Below are 26,228 nucleotides of genomic sequence, written 5' to 3' on the forward strand. Positions count from 1 at the left end.
ATTTAAAAATCATTTAGTTAGCTTACAATCCACAATCTTCATAAAGTTCCAAAACATAATCCCAATTAATCAAATGATCCACGAAAGCTTCAAGATATTTTTGGCGAGCATTGCGGTAATCAATGTAATAGGAATGTTCCCATACATCAACACCTAGAATAGCTTGTGCATCATGAACCAAAGGATTCTCACCATTAGGTGTTTTCATAATTTTAAGTTTGCCATCTTTGACAACAACCCACGTCCACCCAGAACCAAATTGAGCACTAGCAGTAGCAATAAAATTAGCACGGAATTTGTCATAGCCACCTAAATCAGATTCAATAGCTTTTGCTAGTTTTTCAGGCAGTTTTTGACCACCCCCATTTTTTTTCATCCAAAGCCAAAAATGATTATGGTTGTAGCATTGCGCAGCATTATTAAACAAACCAATATTTTTTCCAAAACTTTTTTTAACAATCTCTTCAAGGCTTTCGTTTTCCAATCCTAGGTCTTTTATAAAGTTGTTGGTATTAGTAAGATAAGCAAGATGATGCTTATCATGATGATATTCAAGCGTTTCTCGTGACATGTAGGGTGAAAGAGCATCGTAATCATAAGGCAATGCAGCCAATTCAAAAGCCATTTAAAATCTCCTCGATTCGAATTATTAAGCACCCAATTTGCCATTTACAACACCTAAAAGCAAATGTTGAATGTTCATTTGTAATAATTAATTTTAGTGGCTCTACTTTTAAAAAGGAGCTTTAGAATTTTTACATCTATGAATGGGTAAAGATATTGTTACCTTTTGAATAAAAAATAAATGGAGATGGTTATCATTCCTTGTTTTTTGTGATTCAGAATGTTTTTAAAATATGACACAAGTTGTTATTAATTTTTGCAAAACTTTTCCAATCTATTGGTATGGTACATCATAGTGTTTGTCACAGAATGTTGAGGGACAATTTTCTATGCACTTAATTCTATTTCATAAACGCATAAGGTTTTCTGCTCTTTCTATTTTAATTGAGTAAAATGAGATTTGAATATACCAAGAAAAGTGAAGCAGATGCTAAGTTATTAAAAATAGAATAAACTACAAGTCTTTCATTTTATGTTCCTAGAAAATTAATAAAAGGGCAAAATAACTGATGGATAGTTGCTAATTTTGTTATAAGATGTAATTGTATTTCAGTTTTTTCTGCGAATTTGGATCGAGGCAATACTATATAAGATTCAGAAACTTTATGATAAAAAAGTAAGCTCTTTGATTTTCAGATGTTGCGTCCAGTCGCAGGAATCGCTATAAGAGGCAAAAACCTTTGAAAGGTGTGTTTTTGGGGTATAGCCAAGCGGTAAGGCACCGGTTTTTGGTACCGGCATTCCCTGGTTCGAATCCAGGTACCCCAGCCAGTGTTTAGTAAAATTAGTCAATTAGCAACTTGAGAGTGGGTTAAGACTCTTAATACTGTTTAAGGAGGTGATTCTTGTTGGATTTTGTAATCCGGAAAATGTTCCTCCGTAGCTAGAGTGACTCTAAAATGTAAGGTTTTCTTTTATTATCATTAATAAAATAATCATTTTTAGAAGTTTTTCTCTATTTCAATGAGTTTACAAAAATTATATTAGATAGTTTTTGTGCTCTATAGCAACACCAGCGGGTAATTTTTCTGATCTCACCGTCTTTATTGCGTCAGCCAGCATAACAATAATGTTAATAAGGAAATACATGTTGTTGCATAGCATGTACAATATGAGCAATATGGCCATAGGGTGCTACATAATCAATGAACCACATGTACTTTCCACTCTGCCAATCAACATTGGACAAAAGTTCTCCTTTTTCAAGCATAGATTGGTAATTTTTTTCATCTAAAAAAACTCATGTGGTAAAGGCGCAAAATTCTCCATGCTCATTTTATAAAGCTTGTGTTGCCCAGTCTATAAGGCTGGTTTTAAGTTTTGTTCAATATCCCAAATTTGCCAGCGACGGTGTAGAGGAGCTTGAAGCATTAAAACGACCATGGGGACCCCAAAGCCGTAATTGAATCTAAGAGAGATGGTGCTGGATTTTCATTTATAGACATTATCTTTTCTTTAAAGATTGTTCTAAAATTTTTGTAATAGGTTCAAAGAAATAAGGCGTCGTTTTGAAGGAATGATATCAGCTGTCATGGTTATGACAGGGATAAATTTAAGTTCTTGATGATTAAAAGTGATATGATCTTAGTCTATTTTGATTAAAACAGCATAAGCACCATTAATTTCTTGCTCATAGCGAGCTGTTGCACTTACATTTAAATTGTATTGTATATAACGCCATAGCGTTTAGGTGGAAAGGCAGAAAATTTTACGTAAACACGTTGGCCTTTTTTTTAAAACCAATATCTCGATTATTAAAAAACGTTTCAACAATGAGTCCCCTTGAGCCCCGGATAATACGCATGAGTGTTTTCCCAGCTTCTACAAAGCTACCCAACATGTGAATACTTAAATCGTCAATGCGTCTATCAACAGGTGCGTACAGTGATAAATGGTCAAGACGATATTGGCCGCTGTCAAGTTTGGCTTTTAATCTTTGCAAAGAGAGTTCTGTTTCACGAGAAAGCTGCCGATTGTGGGTGTTTTCATCAGAAATAAGACTTTGTCTTTGCTGGCGGAGTGTTTCTATTCCAGCGTTGTTTTCTTCCCAACGTCTTTTCTTGGCTAAAATTTCATGTTTTACATTTTTTTAAGTCATGTAAACGTTCTGAAATTAAAGAAAGTTGCTGATGACTTTTGTTTCCATCAGGTTTTGGGCAGCTTTGAGTTTTTCTTAGCTTAATTATGGATCATTTTGTAATTTGTCCAATTGCGCATATAGAATCGCACCGCTGTGTGCAATGCGGTCAGCCTGAGTTTTCAGTGTTTTTACTTTATCTTGTAGCGATTGAAGAGGTGCACTGATGAATTTTTCTTTATCCATTTCGTTGTATTGCTGCTGGAGGAAGAAATTTGTAAATAAGAAATCCCTTTGGTTACAAAATCCTCATCTAAAGGATCTCGTTCATTCAATGCAGTGAAAATAGCAGTGGCAATTTATACTTGCAGGGTTTGTTGGGCAATATCTGCTTGGGTACGTGCGCACTCATTTAAGGTTTCGCGTGGATCTAATTGAATAAAAAGATCGCTTTGATGAACAAATTGATATTATTTTACAAGAACTTACTCAATGTGTCTTGTCTTTTGCGCTTGCACCAGCTGGATATAGACGGTGGGAATAGTTTCTCCTTGTTTCTGTGCGAAAATCTCTTTTTTTGAGATGAAGTTACTAATTACAATAAAGGGAAATAAGACGATTAAAACAGTATCTACCATATGAAGTGTTGGCGATAAAGGATGCAAATGGGGAGCCTTATCTGCTTTTTTGCCGCCCGATCATAGAAATTTAATACGGTTGCATACTTAAGAAAAAAACGCGTTTGTGCGTAATAACGAAAACAATACGATCTTGCGAAAGCTTGTATAAATGTTCAACAATTTGTGCATTGGTCGTCTCATCCAATGCGGAAGTATGTTTATCCAAGGTAAGAAGTTGCGGCTCTATCAGAAAAAAACAAGCCAATGCTAAGCGTTGGCATTGCCCACCTGATAAAAAGCCACTTTGTTCACCTACTTGAGTATTTAGTCCTAGAGGTAATTGAGAGAACAAATCATGGGAACCACTAACATATAGTGCAGCGCTGATTTCATCTTTAGTGGCATCTGATTTGGCAAGAAGCATATTCTCAAGAATAGTTCTGGAAAAAAGGCAAGGATTTTGGGGAAAATCTGCGATTGTTTTACGAATGTTACGGATATCAAAATTCTGTAAAGATTGGTTGTTAATCAATATTTGTCCACTTGTTAAAAAATAGAGACTACAGATCAGTTGAGCGAAAGTTGATTTTCCATATCCTGGAGGACCAAGAAACATAATAAGTTTACCAGGTTGTAAACAGATATTAAGATGATTGATAATGAACTTATCACCATAAGAAAAACAGATATCTCTAGCTTCAAGATGGGGTATGGTGGTGAGTTGAAGGGATGGCTTTTCTTTTTCCCATTCTGAAGGGGAGTTCAGAATATCACCCAAGCGAAGACGAGAAATTTTTAAATGCTGCCATTCTTTCCATAATAGAAACAAGGCTTAAGATAGGAGCAGAAACATTGTCAGAAAGAAGATAAAAGGCAATAAGTTGCCCTAATGTAATCTGGTTTTGCAGTATTGCTTGAGTCCGAAACAAATATGATAAAAATAGTAAAAAGTTTACTAAAAATATGACTTAATGTTCCATTCAAGAGATGAAATTTACTGATTGTGAGGCTTTGATCTAGATTGCCGACTAAAGTTTCGTGCATACGCATCGTATGCATTGGTTTTTTACATGTGCTTTGATAGCGTCAAGATTGGTAAAGCTTTCTAATAAGGCGTGATTGATGGGCGGATTGCAGGGTAAATGCACGGCGTAGTTGATAGCGTCAAGAGGCGAAAACTAATGCTAAAGAGCTCTTTTGCAAGGGTAAAATTATAAGGACAATGAAGGTAAATTTCAGACTAATGGAAAAGAGTGTTGCGAGATGAATAATGGTAAAAAGAACCTTCAGTACAGTTGTTGCAATGGTTCTCGTTTAAAAAATATGAATTGTATCAACTTCTCCAATACACGTAAATAATTCCCCCATTTGCCAATTGCACAAAACAGACAAAGAAAGACTTAAACAGATGATTATAGCAGCGGGTAGTGGAATTGGTTTTAGTCTTAGTTACGGTGTTGGGGGATTTGTGGAAATAGGTTAAAAGTATAATGCATGCTGTTAATTTATAATATTAATAAATATTTCTATAAATGTTAGTATAATATAATTTATTATATGTTAATTTGAAATTTTATCTTTCATTATTATTTATTTTTACCAATTACAAATATAATATTATATAGATAAAACTAATTTTATATAATTATATTATTTGTATTTTTATTATAAAATGTTTTAGTTATTATTAATATTTATATATTTTAATTTATTGTAAATATAATTTTTTATGAAAAAATTCTATAAATTTAATTTAAATAATAGAATATTAAATATATAAAATTAAATTATAGTAATATTTTAATTATTACAATATATTAAATCTAGTATTTAAAAAATGTTTACTGATTACAGTTAGACAGAGTCTTTAATATCAGCATTAGCATGAAAATTTCTGTTTTTTATTTCCTATTTTTTAATCTTTTTAATTATTTCAAATATGGGCTGTTTTGATATTATTGTCTTTTGTAGAAGAATTATCAGTTTATATTTATTGAAAAATAAGCAATTTTTATGCAATAAAGCGCCTTATCTCTCTTGATTGTTATCCTTCATCTTGTGAGAGAGGAAGGGAAGCGAGTTCCGTATCAAGGGCATCCATAAAATCGATAATAAAAGCAGCATTGCTTCCCAAATCTCTTGGCAAATAGCGGGAAGCAGAACGCATATCAACAAAGGTGGTATCACCTTCATTAGTTAAGCGTATCACGATATCTGAAGTGAAACCAAGGTAAAAAGTTTTAGCTCTTGTTTCAATATAAATCTCATTTTCTTCGCCTTTGAATTCTCGCTGTGCTATAATAGGCCAATCATATGCAGCTAAAACATTAAGAACGGATTCACGAATGCGGTCAGGCGAACCATCGTAACGGCGCCCTGACATTTCTGGCCATTGTGAATTCTGTAATGTTGCTTGTTCGAACAAAACACTTTTGAGTGGTAAAGCATCACTAGGACGTATTGTGCGAAAAAAAGCTGGTGGTCTTTGTGTATCGGTAGAAACGTCGTAAAGAGCGGGTAAAGTAAACCAAAGTCCCCAAAATAATACCAATGGTGTTGCAGTTATTAACGAATAAACGATCCCTTTTAAAGCTTTCATTCCCCCTAGAGCTCCATAGATCCACAAACTATGAAGTGCTTTAAGAGCAAGAAAAAGAGAAATAATTACACAGAAATTAGAGATTCCTATTAAAATTATGAAGTCGCTTACATTAAGTACAGAAGAACGTTGTAAGATGACCGAAAATAATAAAATAAAGAAAGCTAATCCACCAAATCGAGGGGACCATACTGCTGCTCTTGAAATTAATCGAATATATTTCTTCTTCATGAATTTTTCCCCCTCAGCTGTAAACTATAAGCCAAGTTTTCTCAGAGTGCATATCTTTAAAAGTTTATGCTCATAAAAAAGTAAAGCACTTATTCTTGAGGTCAAGGACGCATAATGTCTTATAAGTTTCCAGTGATTATTTTTAGCATTTCATTGAAAAAACAGTATTTATTCTATAGTTTATCATGTCATTGATGTCGATTTTATGGGAATATTTTTAAATCAATATAAATCACTTCAAATAACAAGTTTTATGGTTGTTAGCAGCATATTTTTTTAGAACTTGACTCTTGATTTTTTCTTCTAATTGCGGAAAGTTTTTTTATCAGATCATACTTATTGAATACATAATGAGCGTCTACGATAAAGATTTCATTGTACCTTATATTGCTAATTAATTTACTGTTTTTTCTGTATACATGGGTGGTAGGTTTGTATTTCAATAAAAGATTATTGTGAGAGGATTGAAAATATTTTCTATCTCAATAAAAAATTTAGGGATCTAAATTCAGATGTATTTGAATTATAATCTACTACAATTAATAGAGAAAAAAGATGTTCATTTTGACAGGTTTTGTTTAGTTTTTATAGAAAATAAATTGTTGTACAAGTGAGAGGTAAGGATATTTTTATCCGTAAAATATGTGGCAGGTAGCAGATGAAAGGAAAGTTTCACTTTCTTTTCTTTTAAGCGAAGAAGGGGTAAAAATACGTAAAATAACAAAACCTTCATTCAAATTTTTAGCAACTAAAACTGAATTGGCATTTTTTTTAGGTCTTGATTTTTTTAGCTCTATTATTTGTATTGGTTTTCCAATGATAAGATCGAGTGTAGCATCAGGGGCTGTTCGGTCATTAAGGCTATAGAAGATAATTCCATCGTGTGTGTAGGCAGCGAGTGACCACAATTGTCGTGTTTTCAAAGCTTTTAAATGAACAGGTCCATTTTCGAGATTAAATCTGCAAACTTTAAGAAGAAAGAGTGGATCAGCAGTCTGCTGAATAGGATTATTAGGAGTAAAATCGACAAACTGATAAGAGTTTCCAGATTTTTTAAGTGCTGTCCATATGTTATTGGGGGCCCAATAGGGGATCAGAAATAAAATGCAAATATGAACAATAATAGCGCCAATGATTGCAAGAAGAGCAGTATAGATAAATTTAGTCACAATTTAGTTGTCCTGATGGAATTTTTTCTATAGAGGGCATCGTGAGCTTTTTTAATGCCGTTGCAGAGATAATTGGGGTATCGTATAAAGTAAGAATAAGCCCGAATTTTTTTTGACTAACTGTTGCAAGCCAATTGCCTGCTTGCGGTGTGGGTGAAATATTAATGTGCAATGATCCATCATGTTCATAGACAATATTGTCAGTGTGGAGTTCAAAAGGTATTTTTTGGGATGAAGTATATGGTTTAAGGGATTTGTCAGCTGCATAAAGAGTAAAAAGACGAGTTTCAGGGATGTAACCTTTGAGCAAATAATGACAGTGAGGGTAGAATGGACGCCCTTGATTATCTTGCCAAATTTGGAATTTAATGCCTTCAGTCCGTCCGAGTGAAATTATGCCTTGTTTGGCGGTGCGGGCTTGGGTATAAGGGTCCATATTGGTAGTTCCCACTTGTGGATAAGCACTCCATTTTCCAATTGTGAAGCGTCCAAAATGAGGAAAGTAATTAAGCACATAATCGACACTCAGTTTTCCACCTAAAATAGAAAAAGCGAAGATAAAAAAGAAAATGGTGATATTAAAAAACATCTTAGAATATCTTGAATTCAAAATATTGAATCTCCAGTTGTTTTCACTTTGAAAGAACTTGCAGCTGTTTTTTCAAATCTTTGTTAATCAATTGCACGATATTTAATGTTTCAGGAGAAAGTGTAGAAGGTGTTGCGGGGGAGAATTCAGAATCTGCATGGGAGGAAGGTATTGAAGGCTGATAGGGAAGGAGGGAATCTTTAACACCATAGAGTTGTTTGAGCATGATATTTTGATGTGCGGCGAGCATGATACGGTGCCATATCATGGCAGGAACTCCACCCCCGAAAGCACGATTCATCGCTGAGAAGTTATCATTTCCCATCCATACTGCTCCAGTATAATTTCCCGTAAAGCCAACAAACCAAGCATCACGATAGGATTGTGATGTTCCAGTTTTCCCAGCGACAAGAGTCATGGGTAGAGCAGCACGCTTGCCGGATCCTCGTGTTGTGACACCCACCATCATTTGGTTCATGTAAGCTGCTGATTGCCTACTAAGAACTCGGTGTAGTTTTTTTCCATTATGCTCAAAATCCCACACGACACGGCCATCGATTGTTCTAATTTGCGTGAATCCATGACGATTACCAGCTATTCCTCCATTCGCAAAGACATTAAAGCCTGTTGCTTGATCCATAGGAGTCATGTTGGAAGTACCAAGAACCATTGTTTTGTGTGATAAAATATGTGCGTTAATCCCCATATTTTTGATGAGTTGTATGATGGGTTGAGTATTACGGTTAAGGTATTGGTAAGTGAGATAAACAGGTATTGTATTAATGGAAAAGGCTAAAGCTGTTGCTAAATCAATTTTCCCTAGATAACGACCAGAATTATTTTTGGGTGTCCAACCTCCCCAATTGATAGGAGCGTCTAAAACGATTGTTGAGGGAGATAGGCCGTGTTCCATTGCGGCTGCATAAACATAAGGTTTGAATGAAGAACCAGGTTGTCTTCCTCCTTGTGTTGCTCTGTTAAATTGGCTCTTTTTATAATCTAGCCCTCCAACAATTGCACATACGGCACCGTTATTATCGAGTATAACGGTAGCAGCTTGTGTTACGCGATATTGTTGACCATATTGATGTAAATGATACGCAATTGATTCTTCTGCGGCTTTTTGAATATTCGGATCAAGGGTTGTTTGAATAATTAAACTACGGCTTAGAAGTTGATCATGCATTTTTTTGACTTCCTCGAATACCCAATCAAGAAAATAATTAGGCTGATTATTGTCTATTTGAGGGAGTGTCCTAGCAGGATGGCGATGCGCATTGATAATCTGACTCTTCGTCATAAAGCCACTATTAACAAGATTAGAAAGGACTACATTGGCACGGGTTTGAGCGGCAAAGATATGACTATGAGGAGCATATTTTGTTGGAGCTTTAAAGAGTCCTGCTAACATAGCAGCTTCACTTAAGGATACATGACGTATATTTTTTCCAAAATAAAATTGTGCAGCTGCTGTAATTCCAAAATTGTTTCCTCCCATATAAGCTCGGTCAAGATAAAGTTGCAAAATCTGTTTTTTGCTAAAATTTGCTTCTAGCCAAAGAGCAAGATAAGCTTCTTTGATTTTACGTGTTATAGTCCGTTCGTTTGTTAAGAATAAATTTTTAGCCAATTGTTGTGTAAGAGTTGAACCACCTTGTACCACACCTTTAGCTTGCATATTTTGTGAAATTGCTCGTGTAATCCCCTGAAAATCAATGCCCCAGTGCTCGAAAAAACGACGGTCTTCTGTTGCGAGAACTGCTTTAATAACATAATCAGGCATTTCTTCAACGGGGACAGAGATAGTTGGCAGTGCACCACGGTATCCAATTGGATTTCCATAGCGATCTAGAAAAAGAATGGAGAAGTTTTTAGGAGAAATCCAGTCTGTTTTAGTAAGTTCAAAAACAGAAATGCCTAAAATGGTGAAAAAAGTAAATCCGAGCAATCCTAATGTCAGTATTTCATCGAGGACTTCAACAATAAAACGTTTCCATCCTTGAAGATGAAAATTTTGTGAGATAATCTTCGTCTTTTTCCAGAAAAAACTGTTAGCAGAATGAATATGATAAAGCGCTGTATCTAATTGTGCATCTAATTCAATGAGAGTTGGGCTGTGAAATAGCTTAAGGTCTTGTCCTTTCTTTTTTTTAAAAAAATTAAACATTTAAAAAGAAAATCTATGGCAAAGAAATACAATCAAACAAATCTATAATAATTATATAGAGTAGAAGTATTTTTTTGCTATAGTGCCACCGGAGAAAAAGTTTGTTTTAGAATTATTCATTTCTTGTAAGCTTGTGTATTAAGATTTTATTATTTTATTAAATAAATTTTCTTCTTAAATTATTAGAAATATTTTATTTTGAATTTTTAAAAATTTGGAGTAATATCTTTTTCTGTAAGATAGAGGATAAATTGTTTTCCATTTGTGATTTTTAAATCAACTCAAAAAAACCATTATTTCTTTTATCCTTTAGAAGGAATAAGAGAGGTTATTAAAGTATCTATGATGAAAAAAGTTTCCTTATTTGTAATGTTAGTAGCTTTTTTAGGAACAGATTCTGTTTTAGCTGCTGGTTGTGCTGAGGTGGGTAAGCAGGTTGCAACGCAAGAAAAAGGAGTATTAGTACGTTCAAAACTGGTTGTTCAGGATGGAAAGGATATGTGTGCAATTGTGGTTGTTGTACCAGCTCGTAATGGTGAAAAGTTACGTCGTGTGAAGTTTTCCCTTCCTGCCGATTAGTTGTTGGCAGATGGTATTGTGATGCGTATCTTAATCGTTGAAGATGATCGAAACCTTCACCATCAATTAACAGAAGCTGTCAGGTGTGCAGGGTATGTTTCCGATAGTGCTTTCGATGGTGAAGAGGCTTATTTTTTAGGCAGTACGGAATCTTATGACGCAGTGATACTTGATATAGGTTTACCGCATATTGATGGTATTCGTGTTGTTGAAAAATGGCGTCAGGAAGGGTACTCTATGCCTGTTTTAATGCTAACGGCGCGAGATCGTTGGTCTGATAAGGTGCTTGGTATTGATGCAGGGGCTGACGATTATGTTGTGAAGCCATTTCATTTAGAGGAAGTGATAGCGCGCTTGCGGGCGTTGATTCGTCGCGCTACGGGACATGCAACAAATGCATTATGTTGCGGAAATGTTTTGCTGGATACGAAGATGTCTCGTGTTTTTGTGGATGGTCAATTGATTAAACTAACATCTTATGAATTCAGACTTCTTTCATATCTCATGCATCATTGTGACAGAGTCATTTCAAGAACAGAGCTTACTGAACATCTTTATGATCAGAACTTTGATAAGGATTCGAATACGGTAGAAGTCTTTATAGGTCGGTTACGGAAAAAGCTAGGAGTGGATTTGATTGAGACTATTCGAGGAATGGGATATCGCGTGAGAATGCTCGGTGATTAATGAATGTTTTCAAAGAGAGTAATTGGTTTAGAAGATTTTTTTTTGTAATTACTAGATCTCTTAGTTTACGTGTTATGATCTTATCAACATTATGGGTTGTTATTTCTCTTTTATCGATTTCTGCAGTGAGTATTTTATTTTATAAACGTTCAACTGAACAAAGTTTAGAGCGTATCCTTTCTGCTCAGCTTTACAGTCTTATTGCTACAGTTACGGTGTCACCGGAAGGCACTTTGAAAGGAGAGGCTGGGATTGATGATATTCGTTATTCTGATTCAACGACGGGATGGTATTGGGAAGTTGTTGCAATATCACATAATTTAAAAGGAAGGTTGACATCTCCCTCATTGGAAAGAGGAGAGATATTTACGCCGAGTGATGTTGATATACCTTTTGACAATAATTTTTTTCGCTCTTATCGGATAAAGGGGAACAATGGTCAAAAGCTACAAGTGATTGAGAGTGATGTCGTTCTTGATAATAAAAATCATATTGCACGTTTTCGGCTTGTTGGGAATATCGATGAAGCTCATGCTCAAGTAAAAGAATTTAAGCGAACTCTACAAATTTTTCTTTGGAGTTTTGGTATCGGTAGTGTTCTTGTTAACATTGCTATTATTTTCTTTAGTTTTCAACCGTTGAAGCTTATTCGACGCGCATTGAATGATATTCGTGAGGGAAAAGTTCACTACGTAAATACGGATTTAGTAAGCGAAGTTATGCCGCTTGCGCAAGAGATGAATGCTCTCATTAATAATAATCAGCGGATTATTGAGCGATTTCGCACGCAGGTTGGTAATCTCGCGCATTCATTGAAGACGCCTCTGTCAGTGATTATGAATGAGACCGATAAAATGTGCGGTGAACAGGCTTTTTTGTTGAGAGAGCAAACGCAAATAATGCAAGCTCAAATCAATCATTATCTTCAACGTGCGCGGATTGCAGCACAATGTGATAGTATTGTCTATCATACGTCTGTTCGTAGTGTCGTTGATCGTTTGGTGCGGGTTATGAAAAAACTTAATCCTGAAAAACAAATTCAATTTATTATGGATGTTGATGATATTGTTTTTTCTGGAGAGAAGGAAGATTTAGAAGAAATTATAGGGAATTTGATTGAAAATGCGACTCAGTGGTCGCGTGCAAAGGTTTTGATCTCTTGTTGTTTAGAAGAAAACATTGAAGAAACAGAATATTTTAGTATTTTTGTAGAAGATGATGGTCCTGGTTTAACAGAAGATAAAATTGATGAAGCATTAAAAAGAGGACGGCGGTTTAGTAAAAGTAAATCGGGGACAGGTTTAGGGTTAGCAATAGTTTCAGACATGATCAATGAATATGGTGGCAAGCTCTTTTTATCGCGTTCTGATTTAGGAGGATTGTATGCAAAAGTTTTATTACCTAAAGTGAGAGAATAACATGCGTTCTCTTTGATTCGGGAAATGTCTACAAATTTTTAAAGCGATATTTTTTAGACAATATAAGAAGAGTGGAGAATCATTTTAGCGTATCAATATTTATAATTAAAATATAAAAAAAGTCTTGTTTTTATTTTATTTACCTAATTGATATAGAGGATAAAAATGAATAATAGATTTTATAATGTATTTCATAAAAAGTGATTTTTTATTATTTCACATCACTCTTCTCATGAAGAGGGGCAAAAGTAACTAAACCATTCTCTGTGTTCGTATTGGAAAAAATAATATGATCTTCCTATATTTTTCAGCATTTTTCTCACTTTTCTGGAAAGTATTCTTTTTCTTTCCCTGTGTTTTGATGATGCGATAAAGTCGGAATGGAAAATTCAAATTATAGATGATTATAGAAATTATATGCATACAGTTAACTTTAATAAGCTTTAGATGCATTATAAAAAAATAAATATTTTTAAAGTTTTAAGTATTTTGTTTGTTCTTCTTATGACATGGGGTATTTATGGATTGACAGGTAATCCAAAAGTAAAAAGTTATTTTTTTAGCGAATTAATGGATAAGGATCCTAAAACTCTCAGTAAGAAAGAAAAGCTTGTTCTTCTACAAGTGCTTTTTTCCCGTTCACCTCATGATGGTAAACTAGCAGATGCATTAGCGTTAGGGTATCTTGAAGAAGGCTATTTTCAAAAGGCTGTAAATACTTATTTAGATGCACTTCGTTTGAATGGAGAAACAGCGCCGAGGCTTGTAGGGTATGGTTTAGCATTGGTTGGTTATGAAGGGGGAATTATAACGCAGGAAGCCCAAGATGCTTTTCAAAAAGCAGCGGATTTAGGGCAAACAGATTTTTATCCGCGTTTATTGTTAGCAGAGGCATTTTATCAAGAAGGAAAAATTGCACAGGCTGTCCAATTTTTACAAAGCTTTCTTGACACAATGCCTGAAAATTTTACAGGACGATTACGTGTTGAAAAAATGATAATTCAGTTACGTGATTTAATGAATGAACATCCAAAGACGAAGGAATAGTCGCTAATTGAAATGATTAAATAAAAGAGAACAGCTGTTTAGAGCGACAAGAGGGGTGATCATTTTAGAAATGAAAGGTAGATGTGAAGGAGATTGAAGAACAGAAATGAAGAATGTAAAGAGAGGACCATTAAGTGGTGATATGTTAAATAAAAAATTGGTGGAAAAGCTAAAAAAGTAAGAAAGATATTGATTAAGTTTCTTGGTAAAGGTGAAGTATTGGATAAAAAATTACACCTATATAAAAGGTGTGCAAAGTTTTTAAAAAATAAAATATAGAAATGGATGCTTATATAAGGTGTTTAAAATTTTTTTGTAGAGTGTCTATGAACAAGCAATCTTTAAAGAATTCTACTTCGTTGCAGATTATTTTAAGGCAGCAAAAAAAAAAGCGCTTGCTGGTCATCTTATTGTGTTGTTTGGTTATGGCAATTGCGGCAAGTCTCATAGTGTACGCAATGCGTAATACAGTCGGTTTTTTTAGAATGCCCTCTGAAATTACAAGCGAAGATATTTTAACAGGGCGCCCTTTGCGTTTAGGTGGCTTTGTTGAAAAAGGAACCGTTAAATATGTTGGAGAAATAGGAGTTATTTTTTTTATAAGAGATAGTGCAAAGCGTAAAAAAGTGGTTTTCAATGGTATATTACCAGATCTCTTTCGTGAAGGCCAGGAGGTGATTGTAGAAGGACATTTCGATAAACAAGGTTTTTTTATAGGTAGGCGTATTTTAGCAAAACATGATGAAACTTATATGCCTAAAGAAACAGTTGATCGTTTGAAAAAACATTACCGCGTGGAGAAATAATTCGATTGTGTTTGTCGAACTGGGTCATATTTTTTTAGCTGCTGCATTTGCAATAAGCTTATTAGAGGCTTTTTTACCTGCTTTAGGTTTTTGGTGGGGAGAACGTTTGTTAATGCAAACAGCTGTTCCTCTAACATATATCACTTTTACATTATTGCTCTTATCTTTTTTAGTGCTAATTTATGCTCATGTCTTATCTGATTTTTCTGTTGTGAATGTTGTTGAGAATTCTCATTCAGAAGAACCGATGCTCTATAAAATCACTGGTGTTTGGGGGAACCATGAAGGTTCTATGTTATTATGGGTTTTAAGTCTTTCTTTTTTTAGTGCATTGATAACATTATTTAGCCAACATTTGCCAGAAGATTTTAAGACGCTCGTTTTAATTTGCCAAAGTTGGCTTATAAGTGCTTTTCTTTTATTTATTCTTTTTGTATCCAACCCATTTTTACGTGTGAATCCACCAGCATTGCAAGGAAATGGTCTCAATCCTTTTTTACAAGATGTTGCGTTGGCAATTCATCCACCGCTGCTCTATTTAGGTTATGTTGGTTTTTCACTTTGTTTTTCTTTCGCAGTTTCTGCGTTGATTATGGGGCACGTTGATAGAATTTGGGCGCGTTGGCTTCGTCCTTGGATTTTACTTTCTTGGTGTTTCTTGACATTGGGAATTATGGTTGGCTCTTATTGGGCCTATTATGAGATAGGGTGGGGGGGATATTGGTTTTGGGATCCTGTTGAAAATGTTTCGTTTATGCCGTGGCTTTCAGGAACAGCTCTTTTACACTCTATTCTTGTTCTCGAAAAACGCGGGATATTGAAAAGTTGGACTTTATTTTTGGCGCTGCTTACTTTTTTCCTTTCTCTGATGGGAATTTTTCTTGTTCGTTCAGGACTTTTAGTTTCTGTTCATAGTTTTGCTCTTGATCCAGCACGGGGACAAGCAATTTTTGTACTTTTATTTTTCTTTACAGGAGCGGCTTTTCTTCTTTTTGCTTTGCGCATCCCTATTTTAAAAACAAAAAGATTTTTTCAACCAATTTCGCGTGAAGGATTTATTATTTTAAATAACTTGTTACTTACAACAATAACAGCAACAGTCTTGATTGGTACGCTCTATCCTTATTTTATTGAGATGTTAACAGGAAAAAAAATTTCTGTAGGAGCTGCTTTTTTTAATCTTACCTGTGGTCCGCTAATGCTTTTGCTGTTATTGCTCATTCCGTTTGGGTCAATGATGGCGTGGAAACGCGGTGATTTTCTTGCAGTTTTTGAGCGGTTGTGGTTTATTTTTATATTGGTTGGTATCGTCTGTTTTATAATATTTTATGCAGCATCTTTGCATGATATTTTTGCTGTTTTAGGTATTGGGCTTTCGGCGTTTATTTTTTTAGGAAGTTTAGCGGATCTGTGGGGAAAGAGTGGATATGGCAAGAGAGCTTTTTCAGTCCGCGTTAAGAGATTTCTTGGATTGCCATGGTCGGTTTTTGGTGCGGCAATGGCACATATGGGATTAGGTGTTACATTATTTGGTATTGTCTGTGTGGCAAGTTTTGGGCAAGAACGCATTTTAACCATGAACATAGGAGATAGAGTAACTATAGCAGATAAAACTCTTCATTTTGATGCAGTGCGTGATGGCATTGGTTCGAATTATTCGGCAATGGAGTTTTATTTTAAAGTATCTGAAAATCAGAACGTTATTGGTTATGTAATAGCCTCAAAGCGATTTTATTCAAACCAAAATACATCAACAACAGAAGTTGGTCTTCGAAATCATGGCTTATCGCAGCTATATATTGTGCCAGGACGTCTCGATGATCGGGGGCTTGTTGTGCATATATGGTGGAAACCTTATGTAAGATGTATTTGGTTAGGAGCATTCATAATGGCTATAGGCGGATGTCTTTCTCTTCTGGGCTCTTGGTTTCATATCGACGTGTACAACAGGATGCTGCTTGCTTTAAATTTTTGGAGAAAACATTGAGATGAAAAAAAATCTTTGGATTTTATTTTTTTTAATTGCAATGTGTCCTTTTCGATTAGCTAGAGCAGTAGAGCCAGATGAGATTTTAAAGGATAAGGTTCTTGAGTCGCGAGCACGAGATATTTCATCGCATTTACGTTGTCCTGTTTGCCAGAATCAATCAATTGATGATTCAGATGCTCCTTTGGCGCGTGATTTACGACTTTTGGTTCGTAAAAGATTAAAAATGGGTTATAGCGATCAGCAAGTCATTGATTTTCTTGTTGAACGATATGGTGAATTTATTCTCTTGAAACCATCATTGAGTAAAACAACTTGGTTTTTATGGTTTTCACCTTTGATAATTGTCATTATTGGAGCAAGTATTATGTTTTCCCAATTAAGGTGGTATAATCGTGAAAAGATAATGATTGATGTGGATGAAAAAAAATAGTCAAAAATACCATTGCATTAAAAAAATAAAATTCAGATTATCTGCATGGGCGTTCAACCTTATCGTAATCATATTAGGTAATACTGCGACCTTACAAAACTTTAACAATTTAGACAGAAAACGGTAAGGTACGGTCCTTTATAAGGAATCAGAATTAAAATAAAAGCATGATTAAATAGGAGCATAGAGTAAATGTTAAAAAAAACTTTTCTTAAAACATTTGTCGCAGTAAGTTTTTCCACAGTATTAGAGAGTGCCCTGTTTTTTAGTGGATGTGCATCAAGCTTGTGGACGACAGAGGTTCATGCAAATTCTGTATTTTCTTCATTAATGCCACAACAAGGATTTGCAGATATTGTTGCTCAAGTGAAGCCAGCTGTTGTTGCAGTGCAAGTGAAGAGTAATAAAAAGAAAAAAGATTGGTTCTTTAACAACTTTTTTAGTGGTCCGGATCTTGATCAATTACCAGATCAACATCCTTTAAAAAGGCTTTTTAAAGAATTTTATGATTTTGATAAGCCTAAAAATAAATTTCCTCCTCATTCGCAGAGACTTCGTCCTGTCGCTTTTGGATCGGGTTTTTTTATTTCGTCTGATGGCTACATTGTGACCAATAATCATGTGATTTCTGAGGGAACAAGTTATTCTGTTGTTCTTGATGATGGTACAAAATTAAATGCAACGCTCATTGGGAAGGATCCCAAAACTGATCTTGCTGTACTAAAAGTGAATGATAAAAGGAAATTTTCCTATGTTGATTTTGGTGATGATTCAAAGCTTCGTGTTGGAGATTGGGTTGTTGCTATTGGAAATCCATTTGACCTCGGTGGAACTGTAACAGCAGGTATTGTTTCGGCACGCGGACGTGATATTGGCACAGGTGTTTATGATGATTTTATTCAGATTGATGCCGCTGTTAATAGAGGAAACTCTGGTGGGCCAACATTTGATCTTAATGGAAAAGTTGTTGGCGTTAATACAGCAATTTTTTCTCCTTCTGGAGGAAATGTTGGGATTGCTTTTGCTATTCCGGCAACCACTGTAAAACAGGTTGTACAACAACTTATCGAAACAGGCTCAGTTCAGCGTGGTTGGCTAGGAGTTCAGATTCAGCCAGTAACAAAAGAGATTTCTGATTCAATAGGTTTGAAAGAAGCAAAAGGTGCTTTGGTTACTGATCCATTAAAGGGGCCAGCAGAAAAGGCTGGTATTAAGGCTGGTGATGTAATTATTTCGGTGAATAATGGAAAGGTTGCAGATGCGCGTGAGCTGGCGAAACGTATTGCAAATATTAAACCAGGAGAAACAATCACCATAGGTATTTGGAGAGCAGGTAAAGAGGAGAATATCAAAGTCAAACTTGCTTCAATGTCTGAAGATGAAAATAAAGAAGAGAGTTCAAAATATTCAAAGGAACGTAGTGATTTAGATGAAACATTAGAAGATTACGGTTTGATTGTTACTCCTTCTGATGATGGTGTAGGGGTAGTCGTAACGGATGTGGATCCCGATTCAGATGCTGCAGATAAAGGGATACGCCCTGGAGATCTCATTGTGACAGTGAATAATAAACCGGTTAAAAAAGTTTCTGATATTATAAATACAATCGAAAATGCTCAGCAGTTAGGACGAAAAGCTATACTTTTACAAGTGCGAACGAATGATCAAAATCGTTTTGTTGCTCTTCCAATTTTCAAAAAATAAAACTTTAGTTTTGGGGTAAAGGTTAATTAAATATTTTTCCTACAACACAATAGAATAATGGAGATACGTTTTATGAAGATACTCGTTATTGAAGATGATCATGAGACGGGGCGTTATCTCGAAAAAGCTTTTTTGGAAGTAGGGCATTCTGTTGATGTTGCTTATGATGGGGATATGGGATATGATTTAGCGACCACGGAAAATTATGACGTTATAGTTATTGATCGAATGCTTTTGCATCGCGATGGTCTTTCTATTATTGCTGAATTGCGTGCTCAAGGCAATGAAACACCGGTTCTTATCTTGTCAGCTTTAGGTCAAGTTGATGATCGTGTAACAGGGTTACGTACAGGGGCGGATGATTATTTGACAAAGCCTTATGCGTTTTCTGAACTTCTTGCGCGTGTTGAAGTATTACAACGGCGCAAGAATCCTAAAGAGGCAGAAACTGTCTATTGCGTAAGTAATCTTGAACTTGATCGGTTGGCACACACGGTAAAACGGGGTGATAGAAATATCCTATTGCAACCACGAGAGTTTCGTTTACTTGAATATTTAATGCGATATGCGGGACAAGTTGTTACACGCACTATGCTTTTGGAAAATGTTTGGGATTACCATTTTGATCCACAAACAAATGTCATCGATGTTCATATATCCCGTTTGAGAGCCAAAATTGAAAAAGATTTTGATGTTCCACTTCTTCATACTGTGCGTGGAGCTGGATATATGCTGAAAGCACCAGATAACGAAGTATGAATCGTTTGGTTAATATAATGCGCACTACAGCCTTAAGGCTTTCGGCACTTTACATTTTATTGTTTGGATTGGTGGCAATAGGACTTTCGATTTATATGATGGCATTTTCTGTCTCGTTGTTAACAGAGCAAACTGAACAGGCTTTACACGAAGAATTAAAGTATATTGAAAATGCTTATCATTATGGCGGACTGCCTTTATTAATGCGCACTATTAATTATCGTTCAAGACAACCAGGAGCATTTCTTTATCTTGTCACAGATCCTATGGGGCGTATTTTGGCAGGAAATGTAGCACGTATTGAATTAGGTCTTTTGAATCAAAGTGGTTTTATTTCTACCTCTTTTTTATATTCCCGTTTTGGAGAACACGGCAAAACAAGTGAACATCGTGCTTTGGCAGTTATTGTTGATTTGCCTAATGCTATGAAGATTCTTATAGGACGCGATTTGGATGAGCCGGAACGTTTTGCTACGGTTATTCGTAAAGCTCTGATCATTGCACTTGCTGCAATGGTTGGAGGAGCTTTACTCATATGGTTTTTTATTGGCAGAAGAGCTTTGCAAAGGATTGATCAAGTGACAGCTGCGTCACAGCGTTTAATGGCTGGTGATTTCAGTGGGCGTTTACCAGTTTCTGGGGTGGGGGATGAGTTTGATCGATTGTCAACTAATCTTAATGTTATGTTAGACCGCATTGAAGAGTTAAATATTGGTTTGCGTCAGGTCTCAGATAATATTGCTCATGATCTAAAAACACCGTTAACGCGTCTTAGAAATCGTGCTGAAGAAGCACTTTCGGGAAATAAGACAAAGCTTGAATATCGTCAGGTACTTGATAGTGTTATAGCTGAATCAGATCAGCTTATTCGTACATTTAATGCAATTTTAATGATTTCACGCATTGAAGCCAGCAGTGCAATTGAGCATCTTGAGATGATGAATATGAAATTGATCCTTGAAGATGCTGTTGAGCTTTATGAACCTTTTGCTGAAGAGTCAGGTGTTTTACTTCAGTTGGGAGATATATTTAATAAAGAGCTTAAGTTGAATCGTGAGCTTGTTGCACAATCAATTTTTAATCTTATAGATAACGCAATTAAATATGCCTCTAAAAGTGGCAGGAAAGCGAAGGTTTGTTTATCAATGGAATATCGTGATGAACATTTATTAGTTGTTGTGAGAGATAATGGCCCAGGAATAGCAGAGGATAAACTTGAAAAAGTAACAGAACGATTTGTTCGCCTTGAAGAAAGTCGTACACAATCTGGTTTTGGGATTGGTTTAAGTATAGCAAAAGCAGTTATGAAGCTTCACGGGGGGGAATTGTTACTTGAAAATGCGAATCCAGGGCTTAGAGCTGTTTTATTATTTCCCTAAAGATATTTTCTTCATTTTCCTCTTTTCATATGTAACGATTATTTTAAAAGTATAATGGAATAAAAAGGAAAGCAAAATGTTTTTCAAGGAAGAGCAGACGAAACAAGCTTTTTTAAAACACAACTTCTTTCTTGATGTCCTCTCAATAAAAGAGGTCCAAATCTATAATCAGCATGATATCATTAGATCTTAAAGGGCTAATCCCATTTCACGACGGCGCCCGTGAATGATATAGCGATAAAGCCATTGAGCACCTCCATCTTTACGCTTATGAAGTAATAAGCTAGCACCATCATTATATTTTCTAGCGCCCAAGTTGCGACAGATCTTGTATTAAGACGGTTCATAAGAGCTATTTTAGTCTTTTTTCTATAGTTCTTACCTACACGCTAGCTCTGCTTGTGATGTGCAAATGAGAGGTTTTGATTGATTCAAGATAAATAGATTTGAAATGAGAGAATCTTATGTTATTCGGGATTCTAATTCAATATGAGTAATGTTATACTATCATTATAAATCAATATGTTATGCAGGTTATAATATGTTATTCGTTAAATTTTAAAATTATTTTTAGAGTGTGCTATCTATCGTCTCAAAATAAGGCGTTCACTGTAAAGTTGGAACAGTTAAAAAGAGGAGATAAAGTTTACTATCTGACAGAGCTGCTAGAATATTTGAATACATCTATAGCCTTTAGGCTTTCAAAGATATTTCATTAAAGAATCTTGCTTAAAATTTCATAAAATGCTTTATATATCAAAATATTTCTGAAACTTTATTGAGGATTATTAGTTCTGTATGTAACGGTGTTTTGAATTTTTGTTTCTGTGTATTACAAATATCTATAGTTAAAATTCCTATTTAGAAATGATGGTATGAAGGATTCTTAGCAACAAAAGGTTCTTGCATTGGTTAGTGATTTGAAAATACAGCGTTTAGTAATTTTAGCTCTGGTTGCAGGGAGTTTTGCTATTGGTACTGCAGAGTTTGTTGCAATAGGGCTACTACCAGAGATGGCACGAAATTCGTATGTTGATATTCCTACTGCCGGTCAATATATTTCTGCTTATGCATTAGGTGTTGTGATTGGAGCACCTCTTTTAGCTGTTGCGACAGCTCAGGCATCACGCAAAACTGTTTTGATAGGATTGATGTTTTTTTATGCTTTAGCAAATATTGCCAGTGCCTTTTTTTCAGATTTTAGCATATTAGTAGTATTGCGTTTTCTCAGTGGTTTTCCCCATGGGATCTATTTGGGACTTGCGGCTATGGTTGCCTCTTCAATGGTGGAAATGAATGAACGTTCTAAGGCGGTTGGGTATGTTATGCTTGGCTTAACAATTGCAACTGTTGTGGGAGCACCAGGTGCTACTTGGATAGGGCAACTTATTGGTTGGCAGATTGCTTTTATCCTTGTAGGAGTGATTGCTTTATTGTGTTGTTTGCTTATTTGGAATTTTTTTCCTTATGATTCGAGTATTCCAAAAACGAGTCCTTTACGCGAAATGAGCGCATTAAAGCAAAAGCAGGTGTGGATTCTTTTGCTAATGGTTTCTGTGGGAGCGTCAGGATTATTTTCTGTTTTCACTTATATTAAGTCAACATTAATGCATATTTCTGGCGTTTCACTTGAGTGGGTACCATTTATCATGCCGTTAGTTGGATTGGGGATGGTGATGGGAAATCTCTTAGGGCCTAAATTGGCTGGTAAAATTGGTATTTCGCCGATGATATTTTTTTCTATGCTTTGGAGCCTATTTGTTTTTTTTCTTTTTTTCTTTTTATCCTATGCTCCATTAACAGCAGCAATAGGGTGCTTTTTTGTTGGTACTTCTTTTGCTGCTATGCCTTCTATTCAAACAAAAATTATGGATGTTGCGCTACAGGGGCAGATTTTGGCAGGAGCATTAATGCAGTCTGCTTTTAATATTGCCAACGCTTTGGGAGCAGCATTTGGAGCGTTAATCTTAAAATTGGGCTATAGTTATGAATATACAGCTATTTTAGGGGGTGTTTTAACTTTGTGTGGGTTAATGATTTTTTGTGTCTCATGGTATATGGAGAAGCATGCTTAATATTTTTCTTTTTTGAGTGAAGAAGGTATTTTTATGTTTATTTAGTTATTGGAATGTCCGTCCTATTGGATTTTTAAATATACAGTAAGAAATACGCAGTGCTAATGGAATAGCAAGACAAAATAAAAGACCAATAAGCACTATAAGGAGGGTTTTGGCCGCTAAGATCATTCCTATTATTCCTCCAGGATTAAAGAGGCCGGCAAGATTGGTGATGACTCCTGCTATAGTTGTACTTAATGCAGCCGAAAACAGTTGTACAGAGGTAAGGGATTCACTGGCACGTAGAGCGTCTTCATCGTTTGCACATCGTAAGATCCGTGTGAGCAAATGTGGCCATGCTATACCTGCGCTGATTCCAATAGAAAATAGTGCTAAGCAGATAATAAAAATATATTTGAGTGTGGAAATTTCTGTTGGAATGAGCCATAAAAGAACAGCTGTGCCTAATAATTTTAATAAAGGGGAACATACAATGATATTGCGGATTTTTTTTGCTGATACACCAGCACTTAAGAGGGCTCCACATGTCCAACCTAGGCTCATAAGGGCTGCTATATAACCAGCAATAAGTGGAGTTTGTCCATGAAGCTCTTGAAGAAAAAGTGGAAAATAAAGCTCTATACTGTATACGACTGTCGTCATAACAAGTATTAATGCGTAAACAGGAAAAATTTCAGAAGAGAAAGAAAAGGATTTGCGTGGCAACATAGGATAAAGGGTGGATGATTCAATTTTTACTAGAACAAACAGAAGGCTAAGTCCTATAATTAATCCACAAATTTTTGCCATTGTTGTGTCCATAGCCCCTCCAACAGAAATGATAAAAATCAATAAAGTGAGTGTGAGAAGCTGGAGAAGGGGATGAGGAGATGTTGGAACATAGTTTTTGTTCTTCTTTGGTAAAAATTTAAAGGCTATGAGTGAGAAGAATATAGCTAAGACTCCAATGATCCAAAAAGATGCTCTCCAGATACCATAATATACAGAAATTCCTCCAATTGCTGGTCCTAACAAAGTTGATATTCCCCACATTCCAGAGATAACACTTAATGCATGTGACCATAAAGGTGGGCTGAGGACAATACGTACCATAGAATAGGATAGGGATAACAAAGAACCACTTCCAAATCCTTGAATAAAGCGTCCTATTAAAAATAATGGCATGGATGAAGAAATGCTGCATGTGAAGGTGCCTAGAGCAAAGAAAAGCCCAGAGATAACATAAGCGTTGCGAGGACCTAATTTCTCTAATAGTTTTGTGGCAAGTGAAGTACCAAGGAGTGAAGCTATAATAAAGACAGTCGCTACCCAAGAATAATATATTTCACTGCCAATATATTTCATAAGAGAGGGCAAAATAGTAATAACAATATAAACGTTAGTAGCGTGTAATACAACACCTCCTGTAAACGTTAAAAAGCAAAGACTATTTTTACCTAATAAAAGCGCAGACCAGCTTTGTTTTTTCACTATTTTTGCTACTTAATAAAAATTTATCTTCCTTTTACTTATCTTATAAGGTAGTTCTTTAAATCTGCCAAGAGAAATTCAAAGTTTTGTTTAGAGCTTTGAACTTTAATTAAATAATACATACATTAGTTCCCCATTTCTTTTTTAAGATTTTCATCGATTTTATCCAGGAAACCTGTTGTAGAAAGCCATTTTTGTTTAGGTCCAATTAAAAGTGCAAGATCTTTTGTCACAAAACCTTCTTCGACGGTTTTAATACAAACTTTTTCCAATGTTGTGGTAAAATTTTTTAACTTCTCATTGTTATCTAGTTTGGCACGATGCGCTAATCCACGTGTCCATGCAAAAATAGAGGCAATGGAATTTGTTGATGTTTCTTTACCTTGTTGATGTTGACGGTAATGGCGTGTTACTGTACCATGAGCTGCCTCTGCTTCAACAATTTGACCGTTAGGTGTCATGAGAACAGAAGTCATAAGACCAAGAGAACCAAAGCCTTGAGCAACAATATCAGATTGAACATCGCCATCATAGTTTTTACATGCCCACACATATCCACCTGACCACTTTAAAGCAGAAGCAACCATATCATCGATGAGACGGTGTTCGTAATATAATTTATGGTTTTCAAATTCAGTTTTAAATTCCGTGTTGTATATTTCTTGAAAAATATCTTTAAAATGACCATCGTAAGCTTTTAGAATGGTATTTTTTGTTGAAAGATAAACTGGAATATTTCGCTGTAGGCCATAATTAAAAGATGCGCGGGCAAAATCACGAATTGATTCATCAAGGTTATACATAGCCATAGCAACGCCGGCACTTGGAGCATCAAAAACATCATGTTCAATAACTTGATTATCATTACCTACAAATTTAATACTTAATTTTCCTTTGCTTGGAAATTTAAAATCTGTTGCCTTATATTGGTCGCCGAAAGCGTGACGTCCAATAATAATTGGCTTTGTCCAGTTAGGAACAAGGCGAGGGACATTTTTACAGATAATAGGTTCGCGAAAAATAACGCCTCCTAAAATATTGCGTATTGTACCATTGGGTGATTTCCACATTTCTTTTAGGTTAAATTCTTTAACGCGTGCCTCATCAGGTGTGATGGTTGCACATTTTATACCAACCCCATATTTTTTGATAGCATTGGCAGAATCAATTGTTATCTGATCATTGGTTGCATCTCGGTTTTTAACGGAAAGATCATAATATTTGAGATCAATGTCGAGATAGGGATGGATTAATTTGTCTTTGATATATTTCCAGATGATACGGGTCATTTCATCTCCATCGAGTTCAACAACGGGTTTTTCTACTTTGATCTTTACCATTAGAAGTCCTTTTCCTTTTAAGCAATATTGCTCTTTATAGCACTTTCAAGTTTATAATGGAAAGTAAAAACAAGGAGAAAAGAGCATTCAAATATCGACTATTAGAATATATTATCAATCAAAGTGTAAAATTTTGTTGGAGAGTTTTTATTTGAGACAAAGATCAAGACAATTCAGTGTTTTCTCTGCTGTTCCTGTTTTTGTACGTAGATAGGAGCAAGGACATCGCATATCTCTAATCACACAGTCTCTGAACAGGTAGACAACCTAATTTAGAGATAATACAAAATTGCACAGACAAAAACAAACGTATATCTTTGTTATCATTCTTTAATTTACAGACAGATCAAATATTGCGTAAAAACACGATAAAGTCAATAGCTTGTATGGAATTATTTTATATGAATCCACTTAAGAATCCATCCTTTTATGTATGATTCATTTGACCATTTTTTATATAAGATT

20 protein-coding genes, 1 tRNA gene and 2 pseudogenes are annotated in these 26,228 nt (G+C 35.3%); 12 read left to right on the top strand and 11 right to left on the bottom strand.

Annotated features, from left to right (window positions below):
- Positions 1-22 precede the first annotated feature (22 nt).
- Positions 23-625: a superoxide dismutase gene (locus tag GGR08_RS04745; protein WP_183194236.1), complete on the bottom strand. Its 603-nt coding sequence runs from the start codon at positions 623-625 to the stop codon at positions 23-25.
- Positions 626-1,320: 695 nt separating this feature from the next.
- Between GGR08_RS04745 and GGR08_RS04750 the strand changes: the two genes are divergently transcribed.
- Positions 1,321-1,395 (top strand) — tRNA-Gln (locus tag GGR08_RS04750).
- Positions 1,396-1,696: 301 nt separating this feature from the next.
- Here GGR08_RS04750 and GGR08_RS08260 read toward each other — a convergent pair.
- The 7 genes and pseudogenes from GGR08_RS08260 to GGR08_RS04785 all read right to left on the bottom strand — a co-directional run bounded on the left by GGR08_RS08260 (position 1,697) and on the right by GGR08_RS04785 (position 10,076).
- On the bottom strand, positions 1,697-1,813 hold the full coding sequence (locus GGR08_RS08260; RefSeq protein ID WP_246350128.1) for a toxin-activating lysine-acyltransferase: 117 nt from the start codon (positions 1,811-1,813) through the stop codon (positions 1,697-1,699).
- Between the two features lie 993 nt (positions 1,814-2,806).
- The gene (locus GGR08_RS08270; protein ID WP_246350130.1) at positions 2,807-2,947 is read right to left on the bottom strand and encodes a hypothetical protein; all 141 of its coding nucleotides are present in this window, start codon (positions 2,945-2,947) and stop codon (positions 2,807-2,809) included.
- A 462-nt stretch (positions 2,948-3,409) separates the two neighbouring features.
- The gene (locus GGR08_RS08275) at positions 3,410-4,150 is read right to left on the bottom strand and encodes an ATP-binding cassette domain-containing protein (protein ID WP_246350132.1); all 741 of its coding nucleotides are present in this window, start codon (positions 4,148-4,150) and stop codon (positions 3,410-3,412) included.
- A 1,215-nt stretch (positions 4,151-5,365) separates the two neighbouring features.
- Positions 5,366-6,151 carry a DUF1499 domain-containing protein gene (locus tag GGR08_RS04770; protein ID WP_183194237.1) on the bottom strand — a complete coding sequence of 262 codons (786 nt, stop codon included), beginning with the start codon at positions 6,149-6,151 and terminating at the stop codon, positions 5,366-5,368.
- Between the two features lie 629 nt (positions 6,152-6,780).
- Positions 6,781-7,320: a hypothetical protein gene (locus GGR08_RS04775; RefSeq protein ID WP_183194238.1), complete on the bottom strand. Its 540-nt coding sequence runs from the start codon at positions 7,318-7,320 to the stop codon at positions 6,781-6,783.
- Positions 7,313-7,909: a DUF1214 domain-containing protein gene (locus GGR08_RS04780; protein ID WP_183194239.1), complete on the bottom strand. Its 597-nt coding sequence runs from the start codon at positions 7,907-7,909 to the stop codon at positions 7,313-7,315. The genes GGR08_RS04775 and GGR08_RS04780 overlap by 8 nt, the downstream gene beginning before the upstream one ends.
- A gap of 17 nt (positions 7,910-7,926) precedes the next feature.
- Positions 7,927-10,076 (bottom strand): annotated as a pseudogene (locus tag GGR08_RS04785) (transglycosylase domain-containing protein).
- Positions 10,077-10,418: 342 nt separating this feature from the next.
- Here GGR08_RS04785 and GGR08_RS04790 point away from each other — a divergent pair.
- The 10 genes from GGR08_RS04790 (at position 10,419) to GGR08_RS04835 (ending at position 20,875) form a co-directional block, all read left to right on the top strand.
- Positions 10,419-10,655, top strand: a complete 237-nt coding sequence (locus tag GGR08_RS04790) for a hypothetical protein (protein WP_183194241.1) — start codon at positions 10,419-10,421, stop codon at positions 10,653-10,655.
- A gap of 21 nt (positions 10,656-10,676) precedes the next feature.
- Positions 10,677-11,342 (top strand): response regulator transcription factor, encoded by a 666-nt coding sequence (locus GGR08_RS04795; RefSeq protein WP_183194242.1) that lies wholly within the window; start codon positions 10,677-10,679, stop codon positions 11,340-11,342.
- Entirely contained in the window at positions 11,342-12,760 is a 1,419-nt protein-coding gene (locus GGR08_RS04800; protein ID WP_183194243.1) for an ATP-binding protein, read from the top strand. Before GGR08_RS04795 ends, GGR08_RS04800 begins: the two co-directional genes overlap by 1 nt.
- 447 nt (positions 12,761-13,207) lie before the next feature.
- Complete coding sequence (locus GGR08_RS04805) at positions 13,208-13,807, top strand: tetratricopeptide repeat protein (RefSeq protein WP_183194244.1); 600 nt, start codon at positions 13,208-13,210, stop codon at positions 13,805-13,807.
- Positions 13,808-14,133: 326 nt separating this feature from the next.
- Positions 14,134-14,613, top strand: a complete 480-nt coding sequence (gene ccmE, locus GGR08_RS04810; protein WP_183194245.1) for a cytochrome c maturation protein CcmE — start codon at positions 14,134-14,136, stop codon at positions 14,611-14,613.
- 7 nt (positions 14,614-14,620) lie between these two features.
- Entirely contained in the window at positions 14,621-16,600 is a 1,980-nt protein-coding gene (locus tag GGR08_RS04815) for a heme lyase NrfEFG subunit NrfE (RefSeq protein ID WP_183194246.1), read from the top strand.
- 1 nt (position 16,601) lies between these two features.
- Complete coding sequence (locus GGR08_RS04820) at positions 16,602-17,033, top strand: cytochrome c-type biogenesis protein (protein ID WP_183194247.1); 432 nt, start codon at positions 16,602-16,604, stop codon at positions 17,031-17,033.
- A 192-nt stretch (positions 17,034-17,225) separates the two neighbouring features.
- Positions 17,226-18,737, top strand: coding sequence for a Do family serine endopeptidase (locus GGR08_RS04825; protein WP_183194248.1), 1,512 nt, complete (start codon positions 17,226-17,228; stop codon positions 18,735-18,737).
- A 72-nt stretch (positions 18,738-18,809) separates the two neighbouring features.
- Entirely contained in the window at positions 18,810-19,496 is a 687-nt protein-coding gene (locus tag GGR08_RS04830; RefSeq protein ID WP_183194249.1) for a response regulator transcription factor, read from the top strand.
- Complete coding sequence (locus GGR08_RS04835; RefSeq protein ID WP_183194250.1) at positions 19,493-20,875, top strand: sensor histidine kinase; 1,383 nt, start codon at positions 19,493-19,495, stop codon at positions 20,873-20,875. Before GGR08_RS04830 ends, GGR08_RS04835 begins: the two co-directional genes overlap by 4 nt.
- Positions 20,876-21,073: 198 nt before the next feature.
- Here GGR08_RS04835 and GGR08_RS04840 read toward each other — a convergent pair.
- A pseudogene (locus tag GGR08_RS04840) lies at positions 21,074-21,231 on the bottom strand (integrase); the annotation flags it as partial.
- 552 nt (positions 21,232-21,783) lie between these two features.
- Here GGR08_RS04840 and GGR08_RS04845 point away from each other — a divergent pair.
- Positions 21,784-22,950: an MFS transporter gene (locus GGR08_RS04845; RefSeq protein ID WP_246350134.1), complete on the top strand. Its 1,167-nt coding sequence runs from the start codon at positions 21,784-21,786 to the stop codon at positions 22,948-22,950.
- A 45-nt stretch (positions 22,951-22,995) separates the two neighbouring features.
- Here the strand turns inward: GGR08_RS04845 and GGR08_RS04850 are convergent, their stop codons facing one another.
- Together GGR08_RS04850 and GGR08_RS04855 are read right to left on the bottom strand one after the other, a co-directional pair.
- Positions 22,996-24,423 (bottom strand): MFS transporter, encoded by a 1,428-nt coding sequence (locus GGR08_RS04850; protein ID WP_183194251.1) that lies wholly within the window; start codon positions 24,421-24,423, stop codon positions 22,996-22,998.
- Between the two features lie 125 nt (positions 24,424-24,548).
- Entirely contained in the window at positions 24,549-25,763 is a 1,215-nt protein-coding gene (locus GGR08_RS04855) for an NADP-dependent isocitrate dehydrogenase (RefSeq protein WP_183194252.1), read from the bottom strand.
- Positions 25,764-26,228: the final 465 nt, after the last annotated feature.

Origin of the sequence: Bartonella fuyuanensis, assembly GCF_014197255.1 — a bacterium.
GTDB lineage: Bacteria > Pseudomonadota > Alphaproteobacteria > Rhizobiales > Rhizobiaceae > Bartonella > Bartonella fuyuanensis.

What these genes read in the sequence shown, in the direction of transcription:
- GGR08_RS04855 (WP_183194252.1), bottom strand. Translation starts at nt 25,763, where the DNA reads ATGGTAAAGATCAAAGTAGAAAAACCCGTTGTTGAACTCGATGGAGAT.
- GGR08_RS04795 (WP_183194242.1), top strand. Translation starts at nt 10,677, where the DNA reads ATGCGTATCTTAATCGTTGAAGATGATCGAAACCTTCACCATCAATTA.
- GGR08_RS04770 (WP_183194237.1), bottom strand. Translation starts at nt 6,151, where the DNA reads ATGAAGAAGAAATATATTCGATTAATTTCAAGAGCAGCAGTATGGTCC.
- GGR08_RS04825 (WP_183194248.1), top strand. Translation starts at nt 17,226, where the DNA reads ATGTTAAAAAAAACTTTTCTTAAAACATTTGTCGCAGTAAGTTTTTCC.
- GGR08_RS04800 (WP_183194243.1), top strand. Translation starts at nt 11,342, where the DNA reads ATGAATGTTTTCAAAGAGAGTAATTGGTTTAGAAGATTTTTTTTTGTA.
- GGR08_RS04805 (WP_183194244.1), top strand. Translation starts at nt 13,208, where the DNA reads ATGCATTATAAAAAAATAAATATTTTTAAAGTTTTAAGTATTTTGTTT.
- GGR08_RS08270 (WP_246350130.1), bottom strand. Translation starts at nt 2,947, where the DNA reads ATGGATAAAGAAAAATTCATCAGTGCACCTCTTCAATCGCTACAAGAT.
- GGR08_RS04835 (WP_183194250.1), top strand. Translation starts at nt 19,493, where the DNA reads ATGAATCGTTTGGTTAATATAATGCGCACTACAGCCTTAAGGCTTTCG.
- GGR08_RS04830 (WP_183194249.1), top strand. Translation starts at nt 18,810, where the DNA reads ATGAAGATACTCGTTATTGAAGATGATCATGAGACGGGGCGTTATCTC.
- GGR08_RS04790 (WP_183194241.1), top strand. Translation starts at nt 10,419, where the DNA reads ATGATGAAAAAAGTTTCCTTATTTGTAATGTTAGTAGCTTTTTTAGGA.
- GGR08_RS04745 (WP_183194236.1), bottom strand. Translation starts at nt 625, where the DNA reads ATGGCTTTTGAATTGGCTGCATTGCCTTATGATTACGATGCTCTTTCA.
- ccmE (WP_183194245.1), top strand. Translation starts at nt 14,134, where the DNA reads ATGAACAAGCAATCTTTAAAGAATTCTACTTCGTTGCAGATTATTTTA.
- GGR08_RS04780 (WP_183194239.1), bottom strand. Translation starts at nt 7,909, where the DNA reads ATGTTTTTTAATATCACCATTTTCTTTTTTATCTTCGCTTTTTCTATT.
- GGR08_RS04820 (WP_183194247.1), top strand. Translation starts at nt 16,602, where the DNA reads ATGAAAAAAAATCTTTGGATTTTATTTTTTTTAATTGCAATGTGTCCT.